Source organism: Pseudomonas sp. EL_65y_Pfl1_R83, assembly GCF_963970695.1.
Lineage (GTDB): Bacteria > Pseudomonadota > Gammaproteobacteria > Pseudomonadales > Pseudomonadaceae > Aquipseudomonas > Aquipseudomonas tritici.
In genome coordinates, this window is sequence record NZ_CAXAQI010000008.1 from 169,069 (window position 1) to 193,660 (window position 24,592).

The 24,592-nt window shown below is 59.7% G+C and carries 20 protein-coding genes and 1 pseudogene; 12 read left to right on the top strand and 9 right to left on the bottom strand.

The annotated features are described in order from the left end of the window. From AACY08_RS14175 to AACY08_RS14185, 3 genes are all read right to left on the bottom strand, one after another. A complete protein-coding gene (locus AACY08_RS14175; RefSeq protein ID WP_339469988.1) occupies positions 1-1,320 on the bottom strand; it encodes an MFS transporter in 1,320 nt (439 codons plus the stop codon). 156 nt (positions 1,321-1,476) lie between these two features. Continuing rightward, complete coding sequence (gene aldA / locus AACY08_RS14180; protein ID WP_339469989.1) at positions 1,477-2,901, bottom strand: aldehyde dehydrogenase; 1,425 nt, start codon at positions 2,899-2,901, stop codon at positions 1,477-1,479. A 142-nt stretch (positions 2,902-3,043) separates the two neighbouring features. Continuing rightward, entirely contained in the window at positions 3,044-3,976 is a 933-nt protein-coding gene (locus AACY08_RS14185) for a LysR substrate-binding domain-containing protein (RefSeq protein ID WP_339469991.1), read from the bottom strand. Positions 3,977-4,356: 380 nt separating this feature from the next. Here AACY08_RS14185 and AACY08_RS14190 point away from each other — a divergent pair, with 380 nt between their 5' ends. Then, positions 4,357-5,592 carry an MFS transporter gene (locus AACY08_RS14190; RefSeq protein WP_339469992.1) on the top strand — a complete coding sequence of 412 codons (1,236 nt, stop codon included), beginning with the start codon at positions 4,357-4,359 and terminating at the stop codon, positions 5,590-5,592. On the opposite strand, the gene AACY08_RS14195 is transcribed toward AACY08_RS14190, so the two are convergent. Continuing rightward, the gene (locus AACY08_RS14195) at positions 5,530-6,444 is read right to left on the bottom strand and encodes a LysR family transcriptional regulator (protein WP_339469993.1); all 915 of its coding nucleotides are present in this window, start codon (positions 6,442-6,444) and stop codon (positions 5,530-5,532) included. The genes AACY08_RS14190 and AACY08_RS14195 overlap by 63 nt on opposite strands. A 116-nt stretch (positions 6,445-6,560) precedes the next feature. Between AACY08_RS14195 and AACY08_RS14200 the strand changes: the two genes are divergently transcribed. From AACY08_RS14200 to AACY08_RS14235, 8 genes are all read left to right on the top strand, one after another. Next, positions 6,561-7,442 (top strand): HalD/BesD family halogenase, encoded by an 882-nt coding sequence (locus AACY08_RS14200; RefSeq protein ID WP_339469995.1) that lies wholly within the window; start codon positions 6,561-6,563, stop codon positions 7,440-7,442. A gap of 57 nt (positions 7,443-7,499) precedes the next feature. After that, the gene (locus AACY08_RS14205; protein ID WP_339469996.1) at positions 7,500-8,729 is read left to right on the top strand and encodes a M24 family metallopeptidase; all 1,230 of its coding nucleotides are present in this window, start codon (positions 7,500-7,502) and stop codon (positions 8,727-8,729) included. Positions 8,730-9,180: 451 nt separating this feature from the next. Then, complete coding sequence (locus AACY08_RS14210) at positions 9,181-10,815, top strand: ABC transporter substrate-binding protein (protein WP_339469998.1); 1,635 nt, start codon at positions 9,181-9,183, stop codon at positions 10,813-10,815. A 75-nt stretch (positions 10,816-10,890) separates the two neighbouring features. Then, complete coding sequence (locus AACY08_RS14215; RefSeq protein WP_339470000.1) at positions 10,891-11,844, top strand: ABC transporter permease; 954 nt, start codon at positions 10,891-10,893, stop codon at positions 11,842-11,844. Continuing rightward, entirely contained in the window at positions 11,841-12,677 is an 837-nt protein-coding gene (locus tag AACY08_RS14220; RefSeq protein ID WP_339470001.1) for an ABC transporter permease, read from the top strand. Before AACY08_RS14215 ends, AACY08_RS14220 begins: the two co-directional genes overlap by 4 nt. A gap of 2 nt (positions 12,678-12,679) precedes the next feature. Continuing rightward, positions 12,680-14,326, top strand: coding sequence for an ABC transporter ATP-binding protein (locus AACY08_RS14225; protein WP_339470002.1), 1,647 nt, complete (start codon positions 12,680-12,682; stop codon positions 14,324-14,326). Between the two features lie 161 nt (positions 14,327-14,487). Next, the gene (locus AACY08_RS14230; RefSeq protein WP_224793967.1) at positions 14,488-15,594 is read left to right on the top strand and encodes a hypothetical protein; all 1,107 of its coding nucleotides are present in this window, start codon (positions 14,488-14,490) and stop codon (positions 15,592-15,594) included. A gap of 183 nt (positions 15,595-15,777) precedes the next feature. Beyond that, the gene (locus AACY08_RS14235; RefSeq protein WP_339470003.1) at positions 15,778-16,653 is read left to right on the top strand and encodes a LysR substrate-binding domain-containing protein; all 876 of its coding nucleotides are present in this window, start codon (positions 15,778-15,780) and stop codon (positions 16,651-16,653) included. Between the two features lie 62 nt (positions 16,654-16,715). On the opposite strand, the gene AACY08_RS14240 is transcribed toward AACY08_RS14235, so the two are convergent. From AACY08_RS14240 to fae, 4 genes are all read right to left on the bottom strand, one after another. Beyond that, complete coding sequence (locus AACY08_RS14240; protein WP_339470004.1) at positions 16,716-18,080, bottom strand: MFS transporter; 1,365 nt, start codon at positions 18,078-18,080, stop codon at positions 16,716-16,718. Positions 18,081-18,178: 98 nt separating this feature from the next. Further along, entirely contained in the window at positions 18,179-19,612 is a 1,434-nt protein-coding gene (locus tag AACY08_RS14245) for an NAD-dependent succinate-semialdehyde dehydrogenase (RefSeq protein WP_339470005.1), read from the bottom strand. Beyond that, positions 19,609-20,643: an aldo/keto reductase gene (locus AACY08_RS14250; RefSeq protein WP_034135577.1), complete on the bottom strand. Its 1,035-nt coding sequence runs from the start codon at positions 20,641-20,643 to the stop codon at positions 19,609-19,611. Before AACY08_RS14250 ends, AACY08_RS14245 begins: the two co-directional genes overlap by 4 nt. A gap of 10 nt (positions 20,644-20,653) precedes the next feature. Further along, complete coding sequence (gene fae, locus AACY08_RS14255; RefSeq protein WP_339470007.1) at positions 20,654-21,166, bottom strand: formaldehyde-activating enzyme; 513 nt, start codon at positions 21,164-21,166, stop codon at positions 20,654-20,656. Between the two features lie 735 nt (positions 21,167-21,901). On the opposite strand from fae, the gene AACY08_RS14260 reads away from it, so the two are divergent. Continuing rightward, positions 21,902-22,105, top strand: a complete 204-nt coding sequence (locus AACY08_RS14260; RefSeq protein WP_339470008.1) for an Arm DNA-binding domain-containing protein — start codon at positions 21,902-21,904, stop codon at positions 22,103-22,105. Between the two features lie 63 nt (positions 22,106-22,168). Next, positions 22,169-22,531, top strand: a pseudogene (locus AACY08_RS14265) (IS30 family transposase); the annotation flags it as partial. Positions 22,532-22,569: 38 nt separating this feature from the next. On the opposite strand, the gene AACY08_RS14270 reads toward AACY08_RS14265, so the two are convergent. Then, positions 22,570-23,040: an SDR family NAD(P)-dependent oxidoreductase gene (locus AACY08_RS14270; protein WP_339470009.1), complete on the bottom strand. Its 471-nt coding sequence runs from the start codon at positions 23,038-23,040 to the stop codon at positions 22,570-22,572. A gap of 302 nt (positions 23,041-23,342) precedes the next feature. Between AACY08_RS14270 and mexE the strand changes: the two genes are divergently transcribed. Then, on the top strand, positions 23,343-24,581 hold the full coding sequence (gene mexE, locus AACY08_RS14275) for a multidrug efflux RND transporter periplasmic adaptor subunit MexE (protein WP_339470010.1): 1,239 nt from the start codon (positions 23,343-23,345) through the stop codon (positions 24,579-24,581). Positions 24,582-24,592 lie beyond the last annotated feature (11 nt).

Below are 24,592 nucleotides of genomic sequence, written 5' to 3' on the forward strand. Positions count from 1 at the left end.
TCAGGCACCTGTTTTATTCGAAGATTGACGATTGATACGCGCGCACAAGGTCAGGGCCGCGAGGGTCCCGATCAGGCCGACGGAGGCGATGTAGCCGAAATACAGCTTGTAGCCAACGGCGCCGGGGAAGTGCTCGGTGAGGTAGCCGTTGATCAATGGAATGAAGGCGTCCGGGAGGTAACCGACCACCGAGACAATGCCGATGGCCAGGCCGGTGATGCGCAGCGGAATATTGCAGGTGTCGAGGATCGCCCAGTACAAACCGCGAATAGCGTAAGTCATCAGGCCGATGAAGATCACCGTACCGATCAGCAGGCCCATGCTGTTGAGCGCCGGGAACACGATCAGGCCGACCATCGCCAACGTCGCGAGGAACAGCGCCACTATCAGCACCGAGATGTTCGAGAACTTGTCACCGAGCCAGCCACCGCCGATACCGCCAATCGGGCGCATCCACAATTTGATGGTGGTGATGGTGCCGGCCATGACCGCCGTCATACCGCCGCCCTGCAAATAATCGGAAAAGCTGTAGGTGGCCCAAAAGATGTGATAACCGCAGAAGACGATGGTCGTCACCAACCACAGCTCCGGTATTTTCACCAACGTCGCCAGGTCGCTGAGCAGGTTGTACTTGCCCTTCTCCACTGGCGCAGTGTCTTGCATCGACTTCGGGTCCTTGATCAACACAAGCACACAGCCAATGGCGATGCAGGTGAAGGCGTACAGGTAGATCACGTGCTTGAAACCTTCAGCGGCGGACTCGCCACGGGTTTCAGTGGCGAACGCGAACAGCCCCAGGGCGACCGTTGCGAGCAACGCTTCGACCAGGCCGCGACCGCCGTCGAGGATGCCGAAGAACCGCCCCTGTTCAGCGTGATGTGCAATCATCTTCACCCGCTTGAGCACCGAGGCCCAGAACGTCAGGCCGGTGGTCAGGCCCCAGCAACCGAAGATGATCATCAAACTGGTCATCGACGGTGCCGTGGAGTACCAAAGCCCCAAGGCTCCGGTGGCCACCAGCGAAAAGAAAATCAAAAACCGTGGCGCGATCCGGTCCGCCAGCCAGCCACTCGGTAGGTAGCTGAGCAAGAAAATCGTCCCCAGCATCGAGTACAGATAACCCAGCTCGCTGTGGTTGATCTGGAACACCTCGAGCATGGTCGTCTGGTAGACCTGGCGCAGGTACAGGATCGGGTAGATCGCCCCGGCGGCCAGCACCAGCAGCATCAACTGGACGTAGCGACTTCCCGTGTCACTGTGTTTTTTTGCACTCGCTTTCAAACCCTGAACAGCGGCAACAGTGGTTGCAGACTTGGACATCTGTGAGACCTCGGGCAGCCCGGTGGTCGGGGCGCCCCAATAATTGTTTTTATAGGTTTGGAGCAGTAGCAAGCGCAAAGCTACAAGCGGCAAGTCAGAGCCGGCTGCTGTTCGCTTTTACTTGCCGCCTGAAGCGTGGAACTTGTAGCTGCCGGTCTAGTACTTCATCACCACGAGTCGGGTCTGGGTGAATTCCAGCATGCCGTGTTTGCCGTCATCGCCGCCAAGGCCCGAGCGTTTCCACCCGGCGTGGAAGCCCTGGTAGGGGTCGGCCGGCGTCCGGTTGACGTACAACTCGCCGGCCTCGATGGTGTTGGCGACTTTCATGGTGGTCCGGTAGTTTTCGGTGTACAGCACCGACGACAGGCCGAACTGATGGTCGTTGGCCATGGCCAGCGCGTCTTCGATGTCGCGGTACTTGAGCACTGGCAGCACCGGGCCGAAGATTTCTTCCTGGATGATTTCCATATCCTGGCGACAGTTGCTCAACAGCGTCGGCGGGTAGAAATGGCCGTTGCCCTCAGGAATGAAACCGCCTGTTTCCAGTACAGCACCGTCGGCGACAGCGCGCTCGACCATGGCGTGGATGTTCTGCTGCGAGCTTGCGTTGACCAACGGGCCCATCAGGCTGGCGTCGGTGGCGCGGTCGCCAAACTTCACTGCGCTGATTTTGGCTTTGAGCAACCCGAGGAATTGTTCGTAGACACTGTCCTGCACATAAACCCGCTCCACCGCCGTGCACAACTGACCGCAGTGCGTGGTCTTGGACGCGACGATAGCGCTGGCGGCGGCTTCAAGATCAGCATCGGCTTCGATGATCGCCGGGGTTTTGCCACCCAGTTCCAGGGACGGCTTGGCGATGTTGGCCTTGCAATAATCGAGCACGATGCGCCCGGCGTTGACGCTTCCGGTCAGGGTGATCAAGCCGACTGCTTTGTGGGTGCAGACCGTAGCGGCGGTGGCATGGTCCATGGTCAGGATGTTGACCACGCCAGCGGGTAGACCGGATTGCTGCACAGCCTTGGCGATTTCAAACGCCGAGGTCGGCGTGTTGTTACTCGGGCGCACCACCACGGTGTTACCGGCAATCAGTGCCGGGGCGATTTTGCGCAGCAAGGTGTAGACCGGGTAGTTGAACGGAATCAGGCAGGCGACCACACCAATCGGCTCGCGGTGCAGGAAAAGGTTTTCGTTCGGGGTATCACTGGGAATGATCTCGCCTTCGATCCGTCGTGCCCACTCGGCGTGGTAACGGGTGATTTGCGCGGCGTAACGGGCTTCGTTGCTGGCGTCGCTGACACTTTTGCCGGACTCGGCGGCCAGGGCAGCACCGATGCTCTCGGCGCAGGCCTCCAGGGCGTCAGCGAATGAGCGCAAGTGCTCGGCGCGTTCGATGCTGGTGAGCTTGCCCCAGCGCGTCTGGGCGGCGGCGGCGGCTTCAACAGCGGCGGTGGCTTCAGCGCTGGTGGCGGCCGAGACCTGACCGACCAAGGCTTCGGTCGCTGGGTTGTAGACCGCAATCAGCGCATCGCTGGCAGGCTCAATGAAGTGACCGTTTACAAAGTTTCGCTCAAGTCGCATGTCAATCGCCCATCGTTGTTTTTATCCAATTCCGGCAGTCTTGGCATCCTGAGGAGGTTGAACAAACGATTTATTGAGCGTTGGAACATTCGAAAAATGCAGGTTACCTCTTGAACGACTCAAATCCGGGTGGGGTCGAGGTTCAACTGGCGGCGGTGGAGGGTTCGAGCTGCCTTTGCGCCAACCAGATTTCCTCCTGCAACCACTGGCTGAACACCTGTAATTGCGGCATCAAGGTCTGCTCCGGCCGAGTTACCAACCAGTAGGATTGATGCCCTTCCACATGCACGTTCAGTACCTGGGTCAACTGCCCGCTGGCCAGTTCCGGGGCAACCATGTGCCAGTCAGCAATGGTGATACCCAAGCCGTCAGTGGCGGCGCGAATCGCCAGGTCCAGCAGGTCGAATTCATAGCCGCCCTGGGTATCGACACCGCTGATTTTCGCCGCGTCGAGCCAGTGTTTCCAAGTCAGGTAACGCTGGTCTTCCCTGGCCAACACATGCAGCAAGGTCAGGCGATTAAGGTCGATGCCACGCTCGCTCCATTCCCGCGCATACAACGACGGTGCACACACCGCGATGTGCCGTTCCTGGATCAGCAGCGAGCTGTCCAGCCCATCCCATTCGCCATCGCCAAAGCGGATCGCGCAGTCCAGGGTGCTGGTTTCCGCCAGGCTGTCCTGCAAGCGCGTGGTAATGCTCAGCTCCAATTCGGGGTGCTTCTCCCGCAGCCGCCCCAGGCGCGGCATCAACCAGCGGCTGGTGAACGTTGGCGGTGCGTTGATGTGCAGGCGATTGGCGTGAGACTTCTGCTGGATGCTGCGTACCGTCAGCTCGATTTTGTCGAAGGATTGATGCAGCGCCCGCAGCAAAACCCGGCCGGCGCTGGTCAGTTCGAGGTAGTGATGCCGGCGTTCCAGCAGATTCTCACCGAGCTGTTCTTCGAGCTGGCGCACCTGGCGGCTGACCGCACTCTGGGTGACATTGAGCAGCTCCGCCGCGCGGGTAAAGCTGCCGGTACTGCCGGCCACTTCGAAGGCTTTGAGCGCATTGAGCGCGGGCATTTTGCGTTTCATGAACAGTACTCGCGCTGGGGCTGACGAGCCCCAAGCATCCCACGGCTTGCGGGAAATTTCCTGAGTAACATGCATTTTTGTGTTGTGCGGGGCAATTTCCCCGGACGGGCATCAATTCCTATGGCGAGGGGGTTGCCCTCCTCGCCACAGGTAACCGTCAACCGTCGTATTACGTCGGTTTCAGCCCTGCCACTGTCGCGGACGTATAAATAGCATGAGTATTTCGCAGCACACTCATGACTATTAAGCATTGGCTGTTTTCTTTATATAAACGCTAGTCTTATTTCAATTAAACACCTGACCAAACCCACGCACTCACATAGGGCAGCTCCTGCACTTTCGCCCCAATCTATTGCAATTAAACTGACCGAGCCAACCCCATGCCAATCAACACACACTCACCCACAAGAAGTATTGTTTTATTGGCGCTTATCTTTACCGCGTGTAACGCCACCACCCACGGCTTCAGTATCTTCCTTTATTCGGCCCTATTACCCCAGATCCGCCAAGTGTTCGAGCTGAGCTACAGCCAGGCCGCGTTCATCGCGGCGCTGCTGCAACTGTTCTACATGGGTGCGTCCATTGTCAGCGGCATCGCCGCGGCGTGGATCAGCCCGCGCACCATGGTAAAGCTGACGATGGCCTTGAGCCCGGCGCTGCTGGCCTTGGCGGTCGCCACCCCATGGGTGCTGCCGTTCGCGCTATGCCTGGCAATGGTCTCGGCCTGCGCCGTGTCGAACTGGAACGCCATCGCCGCACTGGTCAGCGAAGTGATCCCCGCCTCCCACCGCAGCCGCGTGCTGGGGCTGGCGTCGTCGGGGGCGGCGTTTGCGATCTGCCTTAACGGTGTGCTCATCACCCTGTTGCAGGGCATCTCGTTGCGACACTTCTGGCTGATTTGCGCCGGGATGACGCTGATTGCCACTCTATTGACCTTTTGGGTCTTGGCGCCGTTGGCGACAGGCCAGCGCATCAAGCCAAGCAGCGCGCCGTCGCTGCGTCGGGTACTCAGGCAATGGTTGAAGCTGTGCCTGGAATACCCGGTGGCGCTGCACATACTGCTGCTCAGCGCCTTTATTGGCGGGATCAGCGGTCCCTTCCTGAATTTCCTTTCGGCGTTTGCCAGCGAACGGCTGGGCGCCAACGCGCAGGTCACCGGCTCACTGTGGACACTGATCGGAATGAGCGGAGTTGTCGGCGGTTTGTTGCTGGGTTCGCTGGCGGATCGCTGGGGGGCATTGAGGGTGATGGCATTGAGCATCAGCGCTTTCGGCCTGGCAATGCTCGCCCTACTCTGGCAACCGAGCCTGAGCATGACCTGGCTGGCGGCCGGGCTGTTCGCGCTGTTCTATTTCCCGGTCTGGGGCCTGATGGCAGCCTACCTCAGCACACGCTTGAGCCCCGTGCAAAGCCTGCAAGTGGTGAGCCTGAGCATGGTCGGTTATGGCTTGGGCAGCGCCATCGCCAATTGGCTGTGCGGCTGGCTGCTACAAGCCACCGGGCAGTTTGGCCTGGTGCACGGCTGGATAGTCTGCTGGGTTACCGCAAGCCTGTTATTGCTGGGGCTGATGGCCCGCCGTCAACGCTGTGAGCCGGCGCTCGGCCAGCCACTCTGAACGGCCTAAGCGGCGCGACAAAATGTCCACCAAAGCCTCCACTGCCAGCGCCGCGCACTGAGTAGAACGCCAGAACATCAACCGTGCCGGCTCAATCGGCGGAAAGCCCTGAGCCTCGTCCAGCACCTGCCAACCCGCCGGCACCAGGCGCCGCGCCGTGACGCCGACCGACTGGCCCTGTTCAATGGCAATCCCGATGCCACGCGGGCTCTGGCTGGTGTAAACCACATGCCACGCCCGCCCGGCCTCGGCCAGCGCCCGTACGGCGTTGGCACGAAAGGCGCAGCCCTCGGCATAAACCGCCAGCGGCACCGATGCATCCGCACCGGCGCACCACCCCTCAGCCGCCACCCACACCAGCGGCTCGTCGCACAGGTATTCACCCGCTTGCAGATTGGCGTGTTGCACACCGAGCACCAGGTCCAGTTCACCGCGTTGCAAGCGACTGACCAGCGCCGTCGACATCTCGCAACAAATGTCCGGCCGCACCTTTGGGAACTGCTCCTGAAAGTCGCGCAACACCCCGGCCAGGCAAAACTGGGCGTAGTCCTCGGGCATGCCGACGTGAATGCACACCTGCTCATCGGGCAGCTGCACGGCGTTGATCGCATCGGCGTGCAGTTTGAGGATCTGCCGCGCATAGATCAGAAATGTCTCGCCACCGGGTGTCAGGCTCACAGAGCGACTGGTGCGCTGGACCAACGGCGTGCCGACGATCTCTTCCAGACGCTGCAAATTCTGGCTGATGGTCGATTGGGTTTTGTGCAAGCGCTCGGCCGCCGCAGAAAACCCGTGGCACTCGATAATCGCGACAAACACTTTAAGTAAGGTCCCATCCAGTTCGCCTGACATAACTATCGCCCCTGCCGATGGATTCGATCACAACTTGTAATTTCCACTTCACACCTCTTTAAGCAACTATCAATTCAACGCCAAACACTGTTAATTGATAGTTCCAGGAGACTTGCATGAGCCTTCAACTTGCCGACGCCGAAGTGGGCGATATCAGCGATATTATTAATACCGAGTTGTACCCCATACATGATTCGGGCCATGTCCGGTTGCAGGCGTTGATCGAACACGCCCGCGCCGAATTGGCCGAGGACGGTTGCTGCCTGCTGAAGAATTTTCTGCGGCCCGAGGCGCTGGAACAGGCGCGTGCCGAGGGTCAGGCGCTGTCGGGCAAGACCTTTTATTCGGTGCGCAAGGTCAACGCCTACTTCACCGAAGACGACCCCGCCCTGCCCCAGGATGATCCGCGCCGCACATTCATGGAGCGCACCAGCGGTTTTGTCACGCGGGACATGATTGCCCCGGACGCAATCATTCATCGCCTGTACGTCTCGCCGATGATGAAGCGATTCATCGGTGCCTGCCTCGACGAGCCGGAGATTTTCGAATACGCCGATCCGTTCGCCGGGCTGGTGATCAACGTGATGCCCGAAGGCACCGAGCAGCCTTGGCACTTCGATACCAACGAATTCATCGTCAGCATGATGACCCAGAAGCCTGAGGCTGGCGGCCTGTTCGAGTACGCACCGATGATCCGCACGCGTACCCAGGAAAACCTCGGCGCCGTCGGCAACGTGGTGCGCGGGGACGACCGCATCCGCGTGCAGGAACTGGAACTCAACCCAGGCGACTTGCAGATCTTCAAGGGCCGCTTTTCAGTGCACCGGGTAACCCGGGTCGAAGGCGCTACTGAACGTAATACGGCGATCTTCGCCTACTCCGAAAAACCCGGAATCATCGGCCGTGCCCAGCGCACCAAGCAGCTTTACGGACGCCTGTCCGAAGCCCATCTGCAAGCCGAACGCAACCTGGTGCGCAGCGACCAGTTGCTCGACTGAGCCATTCCAAAAACTATTAGAAAATACCAACCGTATTTGCCCTGCGAGGAACACCCCATGAGTCTGTCCGGCCCTAACCGCAACCCCGCCGACTGCGAACCGACGTACGACGAGATCCAGCAGATCCAGCTCGACCGCTTGCAAAGGGTGCGTAACGAACTGAAAAAACGCGACTACGCCGCGTGCGTGCTGTTCGACCCGACCCACATGCGCTACGCCACCGGCTCGCGCAACATGCAGGTGTACTCGGCGCGCAATCCGGCACGTTACGCCTTCATCCCGGCAGAAGGCCCGGTGGTGGTCTTCGAATTCGGCGGCTGTCTGCACCTGGCGGAACAGCTCAACACCGTCGATGAAGTGCGCCCAGCCAAAGCCATCTCCTATTACTTCTGCGACAGCTTCCTCAATAACGTCACCGCCGAATGGGCCGCTGAAATCGATGACCTGGTGCGCAAGCACGGCGGCGGCAACAAACGCATCGCCATCGAAAGCGCGACCTCGGCCGCTGCGTTCGAACTGCAAAAACTCGGCTACCAGATTTTCGATGCCCAGGAACCACTGGAGCGAGCGCGCTGCATCAAGGTGCCGAACGAATTGAAGATGATCCGCGCCAGCCTGCGTGCCACCGAGGCCGGCGTGCGGTTGATGGAAAGCAAACTGGTGCCAGGCATCAGCGAAAACGAACTGTGGTCGCACCTGCACCAGCACGTGATCGCCACCGACGGTGACTACGTCGAAACCCGCCTGCTGTCCTCCGGCCCGCGAACCAATCCGTGGTTCCAGGAATGCAGCACCCGGCCCATCGAAGCCGGTGACCTGGTAGCGCTGGACACCGATGTGGTCGGGCGTTTCGGCTACTACGCGGACTTTTCGCGAACCTTCCTGTGCGGCGAGCAAGCCGCCACCGCCAAGCAACAGGAGCTGTACAAGCTGGCCTACGAACAAGTGCAGACCAACATGGAAATGCTCAAGGCCGGACGCAGCTTCAAAGAATACGCCGAGCTGGCCTGGCGCATCCCGGACAACTACAAGGCCAACCGTTATTTCGCCCTGGCCCACGGGGTTGGCATGACCGGTGAATACCCGTACGTGGTGCACCGCGAAGACATTGATGCGCTGGGTTACGACGGGGTTTTCGAAGCCGGCATGACCATCTGCGTGGAAAGCTACATCGGCCACGATGAGGGCGGCGAAGGGGTCAAGCTCGAAGAGCAGATCTACATCCACGAAAACGGCATCGAATTGCTCTCGGACTACCCGTTCGATCCGCGCCTGATGCCGCGTTGAGTTGCCCCCGACGGCACCGTCACCTCCTTCGGCACCGTCCGTTTTTCCCCTTGTTCCCATCCGGAACAAGGGGCGTTTGCGGCCACCGCGCAGTGTTCGTACCCGCGCTTTCCTCCGTCCGGCCTGTCTAGCTCAAGCGGCAGCCTTACTTACGGTCAGTAACATGCATTTATCGAACGTTTCAGCATTGAATTTATCGTTTGTCGATCTTTGCCCAGATGACAAAACTGCGGGCATCTCTAATAAAAACAACATGAGAGCAGCCCTATGTCCTATCCCGCCTTCGTCTTCCTGATTGCGTTGCGCCTTGTTCTTCTGCCGGCTTTACGCCTGTCACGCCTGCGCGCTGCTTGCCACTGACAGTCTCGGTTCATCGAACCGACCGCGTCTGCCGCTCGCCCCATCTGCGGCCAGTCGAAAAACGCACTTTTGCACGTTATCGGAGAGGCATATGAAAGACTTAATGACACTGGACGGCGCCTTGCCGCATCCAGCGGTAAACGACCTGTGTACCCAAGTCAAAAGTGGCGAGATCAATCGTCGCCAATTCCTGCGCACCGCCGCGCTGCTGGGCGTAACCGCCGCCAGCGCCAGCACTTTTCTCGGTTCCGCGCTGCTCGGTAACTCGGCCCATGCCGCTGAAGCGGTAACACCGCGCCAGGGCGGCAGCCTGCGGTTTGCCTGCGCCATCCAGGAAATCCAGGACCCGATGCTTATCACCTGGATCGAAGCCTCGAACCTGCTGCGCAACTCCCTGGAGTTCCTGACCTGGGTCGATGCCGACAACGTCACTCACCCGTACCTGGCCGAGAGCTGGAGCCCGTCCGACGACCTGAAAACCTGGACCTTCAACCTGCGCCAGGACGTGAAGTGGAGCAACGGCGACACCTTCAACGTCGAAGACGTGCAGCACAACATCGAGCGCTGGATTGCCGCCGACTCCAAGTCGGTCAACCGCACCGCGTTCCAGGACATTACAGCGTTCGAAAAAGTCAGTGACTTCCAGTTCCGCCTGGTGCTCAACCGACCGATGCTGGCGATCCCGGAAATGCTCAATGCCTTCACTTGCGCCATCGTGCACCGCAGCTTCAAGGCCGGTGACGACTGGGCGAAAAACCCGCTGGGCACCGGCCCGTTCAAACTGGTGTCGTTCGCGGTCAACAAGCAGGCGACCTTTGCCAAGCGCGCCGATTACTGGCGCACACCGGCCAACCTCGACGAGCTGCGCTACGTCGACATGGGCACCGACATTTCCACCCATCTCGCCGCGCTGCAGGCTGGGCAAGTGGACGTGTTGTACCGGGTAACGGTGGCCGAACTGGATCTGGCGAAACGCTTGCCGGGCGCGCAATTGCTCACCTGCAAGTCGGCACAAACCATCGTCATGCGCATGGCCTGCGACCAGAAGCCGTTCGACGACCTGCGTATTCGCAAAGCCGTAGTGCTCTGCGCCGACAACGCGCAGATGCTGAAAATCGCCTATCGCGGCATGGGTACGTTGGGCGAAGACCACCACGTCGCTCCGTCCCACCCGGAATACTTCCCGCTGCCCAAACGTGCGCGGGACGTGGCGGGTGCGAAGAAACTACTCGCCGAAGCCGGCCATCCGAACGGCATCGACATCGATCTGATCGTCGGCAACACCCAGGGTCGCTACGAACAGGATTGCGCGCAGATCCTGCAACAAAACTGCGCCGAGGCCGGCATTCGTATCAACCTCAAAGTGATCCCCGCCACTCAATACTGGCCAATCTGGGACAAAGCCGCGTTCAGCCTCACCTACTGGGCACATCGCCCGCTCGGCGTGATGTCGCTGGAACTGGCCTACCGCAGCGGCGCGGCCTGGAATGAAAGCCACTACAGCGACCCGGCATTCGACGCAGCGCTGGACAAAGCCATGGGCATCATCGACCCGAAACAACGGGCAGCAGCGATGCAAAGCGTCGAGCAGATACTGCAAGACGCCTGCGTTATGGTCCAGCCGTTCTGGGGCGATAAATTCACCGCCGCGAGCAAGAAAGTCCAGGGGTTCCAGGTTCACCCCTCGGACTTCTACCCAATGGATCAAGTCTGGTTGAGCGCCTGATTCAAGCGCCCCGAACGAGCCCGCCCATTCAGCTGCGGCGGGCCGCCATCCCTTGATTAGCCGGAGCGTGCGAGCATGGCTGAATTTCTATTGCGCAAGTTATGTGCGCTGGCGGCAACCTTGCTGTCGGTGTCAGTGATCGTGTTCCTGGCGCTGGAACTGAATATCGAAGACGTCGCAATCAACGTCCTCGGCCCCTACTCCGCCGCCGACCAGCGCGCTGCATGGCTGGTGGAACACGGTTACAACCAACCCTTCGTCTGGCGCTACCTGGTGTGGCTGAAGGATTTTCTCAGCGGCGATTGGGGCACCTCGGTGCATTTTCGGGAGCCGGTGATTGACCTGCTGCTGCCGAACCTGGGGCAAACGTTGATCCTCGCTGGATTGGCGTTGGCAGTGATGGTGCCGGTAGCGTTGACACTCGGTATCCTGGCCGGGATTCGCCAGGGCTCGGCGGTGGATCGATTGGTGTCGTTTCTGTCGATCGTCACCACGTCGATACCGGACTTCGCCAGCGCGGTGTTTGTCTCGGCGATCTTCGTGTTCTGGCTCAACTGGCTGCCGGGTGTGAGCAGTATGAGCGACGGTTTCAATCCCGTGGAACTGGCGCTGCCGCTGATGGTGCTGTGCCTGTTCGGCATCGGTTATCTGGCGCGTATTACTCGGGCCTCCATGGTCGAAGTGATGCAGGCGCCGTACATTCGCACCGCCCGCCTCAAAGGCGCATCGACCGCGCGGATCGTGTTGCGCCATGCCCTGCGCAACGTGCTGATCGCGCCAATCACCGTGATTATGTTGTACATCCCGTGGCTGCTGTCGAACGTGATCGTGGTCGAGGTGTTCTTCGCCTACAAGGGTTTCGGTTCGCTGCTGTACACCGCATCGCTGAACCATGACGTCTACCTGATCGAAGCCTGCGCGATGATCAGTGGCATCGTGGTCGGCGCGACCAAAATCTTCTCGGACCTGGCCTACACCTGGCTCAACCCGCGCATAACGTTGCGCAGTCTTGGCGGAGGTGGCCAATGAACGTCCTCAATTCGTTCAAAAATCCCTTGGCGTTACTCGGTTTGCTGTTGGTTGGCGGCTGGGCGCTGATGGCGCTGTTTGCGCCATGGCTGGCGCCCCACGACCCGTTGGAAAGCTTCACCCCGCTGCTGACGCCGATGACTCCGGATGGCGACGGCCTGCACTTTCTGCTGGGCACCGACATGATCGGCCGGGACATTCTCTCGCGGCTGATCTGGGGCACGCGCACCGTGTTGTTCTGGTCGATTCTGGCGACGCTGACCGCATTCGCCGTCGGCATCGCCATGGGCCTGTGCGCCGGCTACTTCAATGGTTGGGTCGATGCGCTGCTGTCCTATGTCGCCGACACCGTGCTGTCGTTCCCGGTGCTGGTGTTGTACATCGTGATCATCATCGCCCTCGGCGCTTCGGCGCTGAACATTCTGATTGCGGTGACCTTCACCAGTGCCCCGGCGATCTTCCGGATCATGCGCGCACTGACCATCGACATCCGTTCCCGGGATTACGTGCTCAGTGCCATCACTCAGGGCGAAGGGTCGTTGCGGATCATGCTGGTGGAAATCCTGCCCAATTGCGGCGGCCCGTTGATCGTCGATTTCTGCCTGCGCATCGGCTACACCGCGATCATGATCGGCGCCCTTGGCTTCCTAGGACTCGGCCTGCCACCGCCGACGCCGGATTGGGGCGGCATGATCAACGAAGGCCGCAGCATGGCCATCGTCTTCCCGCACTTAGTGATCTTCCCGTGCATTGCCATCTCCACCCTGATGCTGGGCCTGAGCCTGTTGGCGGACGGTCTGGACGAAAACGCCCAAAAAGGCGCAAGGAGCTGAGCATGAGTCATCAACAAGTATTGAGAGTGGAAAACCTCTCCATCGAACTGCCCGCCGGCGCCGATCGTAGCCACGCCGTCAAGGGCATCAGCCTGGATGTACGCAAGGGCGAAATTCTCTGCGTGATCGGCGAGTCCGGCTCCGGCAAATCGGTGCTCTCGGCCGCAATCATGGGCGATTACGCCAAAGGCCTGCGCCACACTGAAGGCGTGATTGATTTCCTCGGCGACGATATTTGCCGCATGGACGAAAACGCTCTGCGCAAGCTGCGCGGCAACCGCATTGCGATGATTTTCCAGGAGCCCATGGCGGCGCTGAATCCGGCGATTCGCATTGGTCAGCAGGTCGAGGAAATATTCGACATTCATGCGCCGCAGATGCCCGCCACGGAGCGCCGCGAACGTATGCTCGCCCTCCTGGATTCAACACAATTGCCTGATCCGCCACGGATCGCCAACAGCTTTGCGCATCAACTTTCGGGCGGCCAATGCCAACGGGTGGTGATTGCCATGGCGCTGGCGATGAACCCGGATTTGCTGATTGCCGACGAACCGACGACGGCGCTGGATGTGACCACACAGGCCCAAGTGCTGAAACTGGTTCGCGATCTGCGCGGTCGTGGTCAACACGGCATCCTGTTCATCACCCACGATTTTGGCGTAGTGGCGGAAATCGCTGACCGCATCGCCGTGATGGAGGGGGGTGTGCTGGTGGAAATCGGTGAGCGCGATCAAGTACTCAACTCGCCGAGACACCCGTACACGCGCAAATTGATCGCCGCTGTGCCGGCCCTGCACCCAGAGCTGCACGCACCGTGCGCGGACGGTGAGTTGGCGTTGCGCATCGAGCACCTGACCAAAACCTACAACGTCGGTGGTCGTTTGATCCCGGCGCTCAAGGATGTCTCGCTGCAACTGCCACGGGGCAAGACGCTGGCGATTGTTGGCGAGTCTGGCTCGGGCAAAAGTACCCTAGTGAAAGCGGCGATTCGGCTGGTGGACAGCGACAGCGGCCACGTCTGGGTTGGTGACACGGACTTTCTCGCGTTGCGCGGTTCTGCGTTGGCGGCCAACCGGCGGCGTATTCAGATGATTTTCCAGGACCCGTACGGCTCGCTCAATCCACGGCACCGGGTCGGTGACATCATCGCCCGCGCCGCGCAATTGCGCGGGTTGTCGGCCAAGGATGCGTGGACCGAGGCCGGTGATCTGCTGGAACAGGTCGGGCTCAAGCGTGATGCCCTCAAGCGCAAGCCCCGGCAGTTCTCCGGCGGCCAGCGTCAGCGCATTGGCATCGCCCGAGCCCTGGCGATGCGACCGGAAGTGCTGATCGCGGATGAAAGTGTCTCGGCACTGGATGTCTCGGTACAGAAACAGGTTCTGGAGCTGCTCGCCGAGCTGCAACAGCGCCTCAACCTGAGCATCTTGTTCATCACCCATGACCTGCGCGTGGCGGCGCAAATCAGTGACTACATCGCGGTGATGCGCCAGGGCGAAGTGGTGGAGTACGGCACGGCGGAACAGGTGTTGCTGCGACCGCAAAACACCTACACCCAGACACTGCTCGCGGCGGCACCCGGTGCTTCGGCGATCCCGGAAGTTTCTGCCATCGAACCCACGCTGAGGCTGATTCGACCGCAAGCCAACTGAATCAACAACCCTTTTCCCAGGTAGCAGCGTTCGCTGCTCCATGGGCTGCTGTTGCCAACGATAACTAAAAAACCAGGAGTATCACTGTGCGCACAACTACTCAGATTGCGGTCCGTTCCATCGCTCTCATTCCGTTGCTCGGCGCCTTCGCGGCGCCGGTCATGGCGGTGCAGGTCACCGACAACCTCGACCTTGGCGGCGCCATCCGGGCGCGCTGGGACTATGACCCGGACCGCGACATCCAGAAGTTTGGCCTGGACACGGTGTTCCTGAGCGCCAAGTACAACTCTGACACCTGGATCGGCGAGGCCCAGTACCGTTTCTACGGACGCTCCTATCCTTACCAGTACACCAAGAACTACGGCGATATCCAGTTCGCCAAGTTCGCGTGGGTCGGCTACAAATTCAATCCCGACCAGCAAGTGCAGGTAGGCCTGAATACGGTGCCGTTCGGTTTGCAGCCGTACTTCGGCAGCACCTTTTACGAAACCCTGGGCAACGTCATCGGCCTGGAAGATGTGCAACAAGTCGGCGCCAAGTACATCCAGCAAAGTGGCGACTGGAACATCCAGGCCGGCTACTACCTGCGCCCGGCGTGGCAAGGCAAAGGCACGAGCAAAGGGGTGACGTATTCCAGCGTGGTGTCCGGGGCCGACAGCTACGTGGGCGACGGGAGCGACAACCAGGAACGCAATACCGTGGTGCTGCGCGTGGCCAAGGCCTTGGACCTGGGCGCGTGGAAATCCGAAATCGGCCTCTCCGGCCTGACCTCTACCCTGGAAAACAAGGACACCGATAACGATGGCCGTCGCAACGCGGTGGCCGTGCACTACCTCGGCAAGAACGGTCCGTGGGGCGTGCAACTGCAAGCGGCGCGGCAACAAATGTCGCCGCGTAACCGTGGCAGCGATGAAGTCGTCACACTTGGCGGGTACGACGGCACCTACAACGTCGCCAGTCGGGGCAACTTGTACGTCGCCGATCTGAGCTACGACGTCGCCGGCAAATACCTGTTCGACCAGATCAGCGGTGTGAAGCTGTACGCCAACTATAGCGCCTTCGACAAATCCGCCGACGCGTTCAAGACCTCGCAACGGCTGATCCTGGGGACCTCGTTTTCCTTCAGCAAACTGTGGATCGCGACGGAATGGCTGTACGGAAAAAATGACCCGTACATTGGTGGCAGCAGCTACACCCAAAGCCTGGCGGCGGGTGGGAGTAACCAGTGGGAGAATCAGCTGTACATGAACATTGGGTACTACTTCTGATCCGGATTGTTTGGCGTTTCTGAAGGCCTCTTCGCGAGCAAGCTCGCGAAGACTTTTACCCCAAACACCACTTGCATCAGCCTCTCAGAAAGGAGTCAGATACGCCGTACAGAATATTCACCAAAAACAATAAACCTGCCCGCGCACTCCTGCGTCGAAGGCGGGTATGGAGTCATTCTTTTCATGCGTCAACTGCCCTCGCTCAACATGCTGCGCGTCTTTGAAGAGGTCGCACGGCATCGTAGTTTCAGCCAAGCGGCTTTGGGGTTGAACGTCACCCAAGGCGCTGTCAGCCGTCAGATCAAGCAACTCGAAGATTATCTCGGCGTGGCGCTGTTTATCCGCACGCCCCAAGGCCTGTCACTAACGCAAACAGGCCTCGCCCTCTCCCCCCAATTGAGCGATGCCTTCGACCACGTCGAACGCGCCCTGCAAGCAGTGCGAGTGCCCAACCTGCGCCAACGCCTGCGTATCGTCGCACCACCGACCTGGGCCACGCGCTGGTTGTCGGCGCACTTGCGCGCATTCTGCCAACGCTACCCGGACATCAGCCTCAGCGTGACCCACCAGAACGGCTACGAGAACCTCGCGGAAATCGACTGCCACATTCGTTTCGGCCTCGAAGCGGTCAACCATTGCAGCAGTCAGTTGCTGGTGATGGAACGGCACATAGCGGTGGCCAGCCCGGAGTTGTTCGTCAACGGCCAGCCGCCGGATCTGCGACAGTTTTCGCTGCTGCACATCCTGCATGACGGCAAACGCTTGAAGGTGTGGGAGAACTGGTTGGCGGCGATGGGCCGCGAGGATGTCGATGCTGCGCAAGGGCTGGAGTTCAGCACGCTGGACCAGGTGATCCACACGGCACTGGCCGGTGGTGGGCTGGCGGTGATTGACCGACAGATGATTGAAAAGGAGCTGGCGAATGGCAGCCTGTTGCCGATCACTGCGGTGGAAGTGCTTGGGCCTTATGGGTATTGGCTGGATGTGGCGAATGAGAAACAGGGGCTGTCGAAAGTGCAGTTATTTACTGATTGGTTGGGATTGGTCAGCAATCCCTGAAACACCGAGATTCAAATGTGAGAGCGGGCTTGCTCGCTCCCACATTGGGTGTGTGGTGGGTTTTAGATTGGGGCTGCGACCTTTGTGGCAGCGGGTGCCGCGCTCTCGATCGGACCCTGCGCCTTGCACGCCTGGCTCAGTGTCAGGGATTTGGTTTCCGGTGCCCAGGCCCAGGAAATGATCGCGCCCAGTGCGAGAATCGACGCCAGGATGCCCATGGTTGGGCTCAAGCCGATACCCGCCACACTCACCGGCAACAGGAACGTGCTGACCGCCGAGCCCAAGCGACTCACAGCCGTAGCAAGGCCAATCCCGCTGGCCCGCACTTCTGTCGGAAAGCTCTCGGCCGGGAATACGCCCACCAGGTTGCTCACCGCTGACAACACCAGCGTGAACACGCCGAATACCAGTACCATCAGGAACGGCGCGCTGCCCGGCAGAGATGCCAGCAGGAACAAGGCCACCGCTAGGATGATGAACGAATTGATCAGAAAGCCTCGCCGCGAGAACTTCACAGTGCACCAGATGCCGATCAAGGCGCCGATGATCAGCAGCATGTTCAACATCAATTCAGTGCCAAAGCCCTCCGCCAAGCCCAGCTTCTGCAGAATCGACGGCAGAAACGTGTAGATCGCAAAATACGGCATCACGATGCAGACGAAGAACAGGCAGTTGAACGCGGTGCGCTTGCGGTATTCGCGACTGAATAGCACCGCATAGCCGGAACGGGTTTCGGTGGAGCGGGTTTCATCGAGTTCGATATTATCGCCCAGGTGTTTTTTGACAATTGCCCGTGCTTCGGCAATCCGCCCCTGATTGACCAACCAGCGGGGTGACTCGGGCGTACCGATCCGCGCGATTAGAATTAACGCTGCCGGAATGGCTGAAGAGGCCAGCATCCAGCGCCAAGCGTCATCGCCGAGATGGAGCATGGCGGTGCCGACGAAGGTCGCGGCAACATAGCCGAAAGTCCAGATAACGCTGAATGAACCCAGCAACACGCCCCGGTGTTTTTTGGGCGAGAATTCGGCGAGCATTGCGTGGCCGACGCTGAAGTCGCCGCCCAGTCCGATGCCGATTATCACCCGACAGAGGAATAACTGCATCGCCGTTTCGGCGTAGAACTGCATGACCGAAGCAAGGGTGATCAGGACAAAACTGACCAGGAAGATTTTCTGCCGCCCGACCTTGTCGGAAATCCAGCCGAAGAACAGGCTGCCAAGAAACAGGCCAATCAGTGCCGAAGCGCCGATCAGTCCTTGCCAGAAGGCATCTAGCTGCATCTGCGGGCTGAGTAGTGTGAACGCAATACCGATCAGGCCCAGGATATAGCCGTCGGTGAAATGTGCGCCGAACGTCAGACCGGCGATTTTAAGGTGGAAGCGCCCGATGGGCAGGTCATCGATCTTTATCGATTGGGCGGACATGTTCGTCTCCAGTTGTTGTTATTGAAGGAGAAAAGAAATCGATAGCGCTCGAACCTGTGGGGCGAGCTTGCTCACTCCCACAGGCGTTACGGTTGGGGTCAGAGGCCGCCCATCAACAGGTATTTGATTTCCAGATAGTCTTCCAGACCGTACTTGGAGCCTTCGCGACCCAGGCCAGACTCCTTGATGCCGCCAAACGGCGCGACTTCCGTGGAGATGATGCCTTCGTTGATCCCGACCATGCCGGCCTCCAAACCTTCGGCCATGCGCCAGACGCGACCGATGTCGCGGCTGTAGAAGTACGCCGACAATCCGTAAGGTGTGTCATTGGCCCGTTGCAATACTTCAGCTTCGTCCTTGAAGCGGAAACACGCGGCTACCGGGCCGAAGGTTTCATCCTGGGCGATCAGCATGTCGCTGTTGGCGTCGGTGAGGATGGTCGGCTCGTAGAACGTACCGCCCAGCGCATGACGACGACCGCCGCACAACAGCGTGGCGCCCTTCGCCAAGGCGTCACTCACGTGCAACTCAACCTTGGCCAACGCCGCCGCGTTGATCAACGGACCTTGCTCGGTTTCACCGTCCAGTGCACTGCCGACGCGCATCGTGGCGACCGCTTCGGCGAGTTTGCCGGTGAACGCCTCGTAAACGCCGTCCTGGATGAAGAAACGATTTACGCAGACGCAGGTCTGGCCGGTGTTGCGGAATTTCGAGGCCATCGCACCTTTGACAGCAGCGTCCAGATCAGCATCGTCGAACACAATGAATGGCGCGTTGCCGCCCAATTCCAGCGAGACTTTTTTCAGCGTATCCGCCGCTTGGCGCATCAGCAGCTTGCCGGTACGTGTCGAGCCGGTAAACGACAGTTTGCGCACGATGCCGGACGCTTGCAGCGCCCCGCCAATCGCCACGGCGTCACCGGAAACCACGTTGAACACCCCGGCCGGAATCCCCGCCTGCTCGGCCAGCACGGCCAGGGCGAAGGCTGACAACGGCGTCTCCTCCGACGGCTTGAGAATCATTGTGCAACCCGCCGCCAGCGCCGGACCGACCTTGCGCGTGACCATTGCCAGCGGGAAGTTCCAAGGGGTGATCGCCGCAACCACGCCGATGGCTTCCTTGACCACAATGATTCGCGCATCAGCCCTATGGCTCGGGATTACGTCGCCGTAAGCGCGCTTGGCCTCTTCGGCGAACCATTCCAGAAAGCTTGCGGCGTAGACCACTTCACCCATGGCTTCGGCGAGCGGTTTGCCCTGTTCGCGGCTGAGCAAAGTGGCCAGGTCTTTCTGGTTGCTCAGCATCAATTCGCTCCAGCGCTTGAGGCGCTGGCTGCGTTCTTTGGCGGTCAATTTTCGCCAGGCCGGCAAGGCACGATTAGCTGCGGCGATGGCGAGGTTGGTTTCCTCGGCGCCGGCTTTTTGCACCTCAGCGATCATTTCGCCATTGGCCGGGTTCAACACCGGATAGGTCGCCCCCCCGCTCGACCATTGGCCGTCGATGAAATTACCGTTACGGATCAGCGAGCTCATGCCACAGCCTCAGTCAGAGTAAAGCGTTCCAGACCCGGGCGAGCCGAGCGCAGGATGCGTTTGCCGGCGGTGTAATCGTTGATCACGTCGCACGGGGTGTAGTTGCGTTCCAACTCATGCAGTTCTTCGGCGTCGAGCCTGGTTTCCAAGGCTGCCAAGGCACTGTCGAACTGCGCGGTGGTGTCGGCGCCGACCAGCATGCAATCGACGCCCGGATGATTGGCAACCCAGGCTTGAGCGATCTGCGCGTTCGAGACACCACGGGCGCGGGCCACGCGCTGTACCGAATGAGCGATCTCGAACGAGGCCTCGTCGCTGTACATCTGCTGGGTGAAAAAGTCGGTCTGGTTACGGGTCGATTGCACATCACCGGTCAGCAAGCCGCGAGCCAGCGGACTGAACACCGAAACGCCAAGACCCTGATCACGACAGAACGGAATCATCTCGCGCTCTTCTTCGCGGTAGGCGCAGTTCAGTTGCAGTTGCATGTTGATCGGCTTGACCCAGCCGTTGCGTTCGCAGGCCATGAGGATCTTCGCCAGCTGCCCGGTGAGCATGGTCGACACCCCGATGTAGCGGGCCTTGCCGGAGCGCACAATGTCGTTCATCGCACTCATGGTTTCTTCAACCGGGGTATTCAGGTCGAAGTAATGCAGCATAAACACATCGACGTAATCCATGTTCAAGCGCTTCAGCGAGGCGTCGATGCTGTCCATGATGTGCTTGCGCGAATGGCCGCTGGCGTTGATGCCGTTGCGGGTGCCGTAGCCGACCTTGGTGGTGATCACCAAGTCTTCACGACGAGCCAGACGCTTAACGATGCGCCCGACCACTTCTTCACCGACACCCGCGGAATAGAAGTCTGCCAGGTCAATGAAGTTCACCCCGTTGTCGAGGGCATGGGCGACGATCGGCTCGCTTTGCTTTTCATCGAAGATCCACGGTTTCCAGTCCGGGGTGCCCATGTTCATGGTGCCCAGGCACAGGCGGGAGACTTGCAGGCCGGAGTTGCCCAAACGAATGTATTGCATGGCGCAGACCTCAGGCTTTTGGGGTGTAGAAGGGGTTGCTGATGTGAGCGACCACATCCGCCAGTTGCGCAGTTTCCGGTTTGCCGGTCAGGGCGGCGCGGATCGCGGTGCGGCAGGCGTTGTAGTTGTTCAGGTATACCGCATCGAGGTCATCGCAGGCCGGGTTGACCCAGTTGGCAGTGACAATGGCCCACTCGTCCTCGGCTTCCGGTGGCAACGTGCCGTCCAGCAGCGCCTCCAACACTGCCTTGGCAATCCCGGCCTGGGACGCGCCCCACGTAGCGTTCCCGTGGAAGTCGCTGCTGATCGCGGCTTTGTTGACGTAAAGGGTCATCGGCTTGACCGGAATGTTCGGTTGGGCGATCACCATAAAAGGGCAATGCCCCTGGCTCGGCGACGCCAAACTGTTGGCAAACGCCTGCCCCGCCGGCCCGTTGCGCGGGCCGATCAGGATGTTGATGTGTGCGGCATTCACGCCAGGACCTTCGAAACCTTCACCGATGTACAGGTCGAGTTCTTTCATGGGTCGTTACTCTTTTTGGATTTTTTGGGGGTGATCAGAAGCGCACGCAGATCGTAAAGATCACGTGGCAAACATCGGGATACGAAGAGCGCAACACGAGGCTGGCGGGGACGCGGCAGTGGGGCTTAGTCATGATTGCAAACGCTCTTTTTGTTATTGATGAGCTGTGTTTGCGATTTTTTAACATCGGGGGCCGGAGGGGCTGTAACCATTAAAAGTCATGGGGGTATGAGCTCTCCTCATACCCAGAAAAAATCCCGCGCGGAACGGGAAGACAAATTGTTCGCCAACCAGCCTGCATGGTAGAACGCGATTTCGCATTTATGGTGTGCGTCAGGGGGGCAAAACTGGGGGCAAATTTCAACTCGGCCGACCTTGAATCACTGCGCTAGAGCCAAGTCAAAATGTTTTTTGGCGACCCCGATAGCTTGTAATGGAGCGCCAGTAAATTCCATAAAATTATTTTATAACAAATAGTTATTGTAATTTCAGTCTATTGCCGTCTGTCCAAATCCAATGGACTCCACGACTCATGGGGGCAAATTTCGGTTCCTTAAAAAGAATGCTCCCACCGATGCCCTCAGACAATGCGGTTGGTTTCAAATGAAAACTGAGCGATGCCTTGATCCGCTCGCTGACCAAACCCGGCAAACACGCCGATGGCGAAGTTCCTGGCCTCTACTTGGTGGTGAGGCGTCGAGCAAGGTCGGCAAATCCCCTTCCAAGGTTTGCAGATTGAAGTATCGGCTGCATGGCAAGGAAAACCGCTTCTCCATCGGCACTTACCCCGACATTGGTCTCAAAGAAGCGCGTGACAAGACCGATCCGCCGCATTTGAACCTCGTGCCGATGGCTCAGCCTGAACCCGTAGCGTCCGCCAGAATCATACTGCAGCACCGCAGAGCACTACACTTCAAAGCCAAATGCCCGAATATCTAGCTTGGTTAGGCAAGCCCTGACCGGTTTAAAAAACGGGCAACCGCGGAAACTGAGTGCAACACCTACAACGCGGTGTATGCCCTGCCGGTGGGCGAGCTGCGCAAGGAACTGATCGTTTGCCTGCGGCAAGGTAAACGTACGCGTAGACCACGCGCAGGTGCTGTCGATCGGCGTAACCAGATGCCGGACATGGTCAGCATCCACGTCCGCCCGCCGGAGATCGAGGATCGCCTGATGCCTGAGCATTGGGCGGGTTATTTGATCAAAGGTAAGGCCTACGCCTCGTCGGTTTGCACGCTGGTCGAGCGCACCAGCGGTTATGTGATGCTGATCGAAACGGCCACATCGGCGGTGGAAGGCTTTAGCGCGGCGCACAATCGCATGCCGCTGCCCGTGCGTGAAAGCATGACCTGCGACCAAGACCGGGGCACCGAGGTGTTTGGCCAACTGGATCGCGAACGTCCCTATACCGCCAGAACCCGCAGGAATGAGACTTTCTGTCCTAGGGGTGGATATATGGCTTGCGCCTGATAAAGCTCGGCAGCATGGGCTTGGCGAATGTCGCTCAGCAACCCCTGATGCGCCTGATCCAGCGCATCCCAACGACCCGCCGCGTGCAGTGGCGCAATAGCGACTAGCTCGCGACGGTCATAGCCGACCAATGCGGCTTCTATCAGCTCTTCAACATCCATGACTTCGGAAAGCGTGCTGAGGTCGATCGCGGCGCGCTCCCAGATTTCGGTGCGGGTTGCTGCTGGCAGCACGTCGACAGCCACGCTGGTGTCTTTACGTAGGCGTTCGGGCAAGGTCTCAAGGCGTGCCTTGTCACGTGCAACAGGCATCAGGTCGTGGCCATGACGAGCAAAGCGTTCGGCATAGGTGGCGCCAATCCCGGAGGAGGCGCCGGTGATGAGCACAGTAGCAGGCGTCGTCATGCGGTGAACTTCTTCATAAAGAGTGCTGGCACGGACTTGGCTGCTTCAGATAAATGGCTGATGTCGTCAGTCGCTTATTACCTCGACTGTTTCAACCTCCCCCTCAACCTTCCTTGCAGTTCCCGTAAAAGACCTTTGTCATCACGCCCATTGATAGCTCCCTAACGAAAGCCCCAGGCTAGAGGGCTAAACTCGCGCTTATATCATTCCGAATGATAGTTACCTTTGCTTCATTCGATTCGTGACATAGCACATCGCCGCGCATGATCCGCCCATCTCAAATACATTGGCGGATGCACCTCATGGAACAGTCACTCAAACATTTGCGCTTCCCCTTGGCGATTTTGGCCGTAGTGGTGATGAGCGCGTGCGGCAAGACCCCGGAACAAGCGGCCGCCATGCCTGCTGCCAAAGTCAGCGTGGCGAAGGTGCTTGAACAACCGGTCAACGAGTGGGATGAATTCACCGGTCGCCTGGAAGCCCCGGAAACCGTGCAGATTCGTCCACGGGTGTCTGGCCAGATTGACCAAGTCGCTTTCACCGAAGGCGCCTTGGTCAAGAAAGGCGACTTGCTGTTCCAGATCGACCCGCGTCCGTTCCAGGCTGAAGTGCGCCGCCTTGAAGCCCAGTTGCAACAAACCCGCGCCGCCGCCTCCCGCAGCGATAACGAAGCGCGACGTGGCGAGCGCCTGCGCCAGAGCAATGCGATTTCCGCCGAACTGGCCGACTCGCGCACCACCGCTGCCCAGGAAGCCCGCGCGGCCGTTGCCGGGATCCAGGCGCAGTTGGACCTGGCCAAGCTGAACCTGAGCTTTACCCGTGTGACCTCACCGATCAGCGGCCGCGTCAGCCGTGCCGAAATCACTGCCGGTAACCTGGTGACCGCCGACACCACCGCGCTGACCAGTGTGGTCTCCACCGACAAGGTCTACGCTTACTTCGACGCCGATGAGCGTGTGTTCCTCAAGTACACCGAACTGGCTCGCCAAGGCCGCCGTGGTGCAACCACGCCGGTGTACCTGGGCCTGTCCAACGAAACCGGCAACCCGCACTTGGGCAAGATGAACTTCATCGACAACCAGGTCAACCCGGCCACCGGCACCATCCGTGGTCGCGCTGTGTTCGATAACAGCAAGGGCGAGTACACCCCTGGCCTGTATGCACGCCTGAAACTGGTCGGCAGCGGCACCTACTCTGCCGTGTTGATCACCGACGAAGCCGTCGGCACCGACCTGGGCAAGAAATTCGTGCTGGTGATGGAAGGCGACAAGCCGGCCTATCGTTCGGTGGAGCTGGGGCCGAAGATCGAAGGTTTGCGCATCGTGCGCAGCGGCCTGAACAAGGACGACACCATTATCGTCAAGGGCCTGCAGCGCGTGCGCCCAGGGTCGCCGGTGGCCCCGCAAACCATTCCGATGGCCAGCCAGGAAACCCTCGCCGCCTTGGCCAAACAACGACAAGCGCTTGAAGCCAGCAACCTGGAACAAGTGGCGCCGGATAAAGCCTCGCACAAACTTGCCAGCGCGACTCCACGCGGTTAAGGGATACGACT

What these genes read in the sequence shown, in the direction of transcription:
- AACY08_RS14245 (WP_339470005.1), bottom strand. Translation starts at nt 19,612, where the DNA reads ATGAGCTCGCTGATCCGTAACGGTAATTTCATCGACGGCCAATGGTCG.
- AACY08_RS14270 (WP_339470009.1), bottom strand. Translation starts at nt 23,040, where the DNA reads ATGACGACGCCTGCTACTGTGCTCATCACCGGCGCCTCCTCCGGGATT.
- AACY08_RS14195 (WP_339469993.1), bottom strand. Translation starts at nt 6,444, where the DNA reads ATGTCAGGCGAACTGGATGGGACCTTACTTAAAGTGTTTGTCGCGATT.
- mexE (WP_339470010.1), top strand. Translation starts at nt 23,343, where the DNA reads ATGGAACAGTCACTCAAACATTTGCGCTTCCCCTTGGCGATTTTGGCC.
- AACY08_RS14210 (WP_339469998.1), top strand. Translation starts at nt 9,181, where the DNA reads ATGAAAGACTTAATGACACTGGACGGCGCCTTGCCGCATCCAGCGGTA.
- AACY08_RS14220 (WP_339470001.1), top strand. Translation starts at nt 11,841, where the DNA reads ATGAACGTCCTCAATTCGTTCAAAAATCCCTTGGCGTTACTCGGTTTG.
- AACY08_RS14225 (WP_339470002.1), top strand. Translation starts at nt 12,680, where the DNA reads ATGAGTCATCAACAAGTATTGAGAGTGGAAAACCTCTCCATCGAACTG.
- aldA (WP_339469989.1), bottom strand. Translation starts at nt 2,901, where the DNA reads ATGCGACTTGAGCGAAACTTTGTAAACGGTCACTTCATTGAGCCTGCC.
- AACY08_RS14240 (WP_339470004.1), bottom strand. Translation starts at nt 18,080, where the DNA reads ATGTCCGCCCAATCGATAAAGATCGATGACCTGCCCATCGGGCGCTTC.
- AACY08_RS14175 (WP_339469988.1), bottom strand. Translation starts at nt 1,320, where the DNA reads ATGTCCAAGTCTGCAACCACTGTTGCCGCTGTTCAGGGTTTGAAAGCG.
- AACY08_RS14215 (WP_339470000.1), top strand. Translation starts at nt 10,891, where the DNA reads ATGGCTGAATTTCTATTGCGCAAGTTATGTGCGCTGGCGGCAACCTTG.
- AACY08_RS14200 (WP_339469995.1), top strand. Translation starts at nt 6,561, where the DNA reads ATGAGCCTTCAACTTGCCGACGCCGAAGTGGGCGATATCAGCGATATT.
- AACY08_RS14235 (WP_339470003.1), top strand. Translation starts at nt 15,778, where the DNA reads ATGCGTCAACTGCCCTCGCTCAACATGCTGCGCGTCTTTGAAGAGGTC.
- AACY08_RS14205 (WP_339469996.1), top strand. Translation starts at nt 7,500, where the DNA reads ATGAGTCTGTCCGGCCCTAACCGCAACCCCGCCGACTGCGAACCGACG.
- fae (WP_339470007.1), bottom strand. Translation starts at nt 21,166, where the DNA reads ATGAAAGAACTCGACCTGTACATCGGTGAAGGTTTCGAAGGTCCTGGC.
- AACY08_RS14250 (WP_034135577.1), bottom strand. Translation starts at nt 20,643, where the DNA reads ATGCAATACATTCGTTTGGGCAACTCCGGCCTGCAAGTCTCCCGCCTG.
- AACY08_RS14230 (WP_224793967.1), top strand. Translation starts at nt 14,488, where the DNA reads ATGGCGGTGCAGGTCACCGACAACCTCGACCTTGGCGGCGCCATCCGG.
- AACY08_RS14185 (WP_339469991.1), bottom strand. Translation starts at nt 3,976, where the DNA reads ATGAAACGCAAAATGCCCGCGCTCAATGCGCTCAAAGCCTTCGAAGTG.
- AACY08_RS14190 (WP_339469992.1), top strand. Translation starts at nt 4,357, where the DNA reads ATGCCAATCAACACACACTCACCCACAAGAAGTATTGTTTTATTGGCG.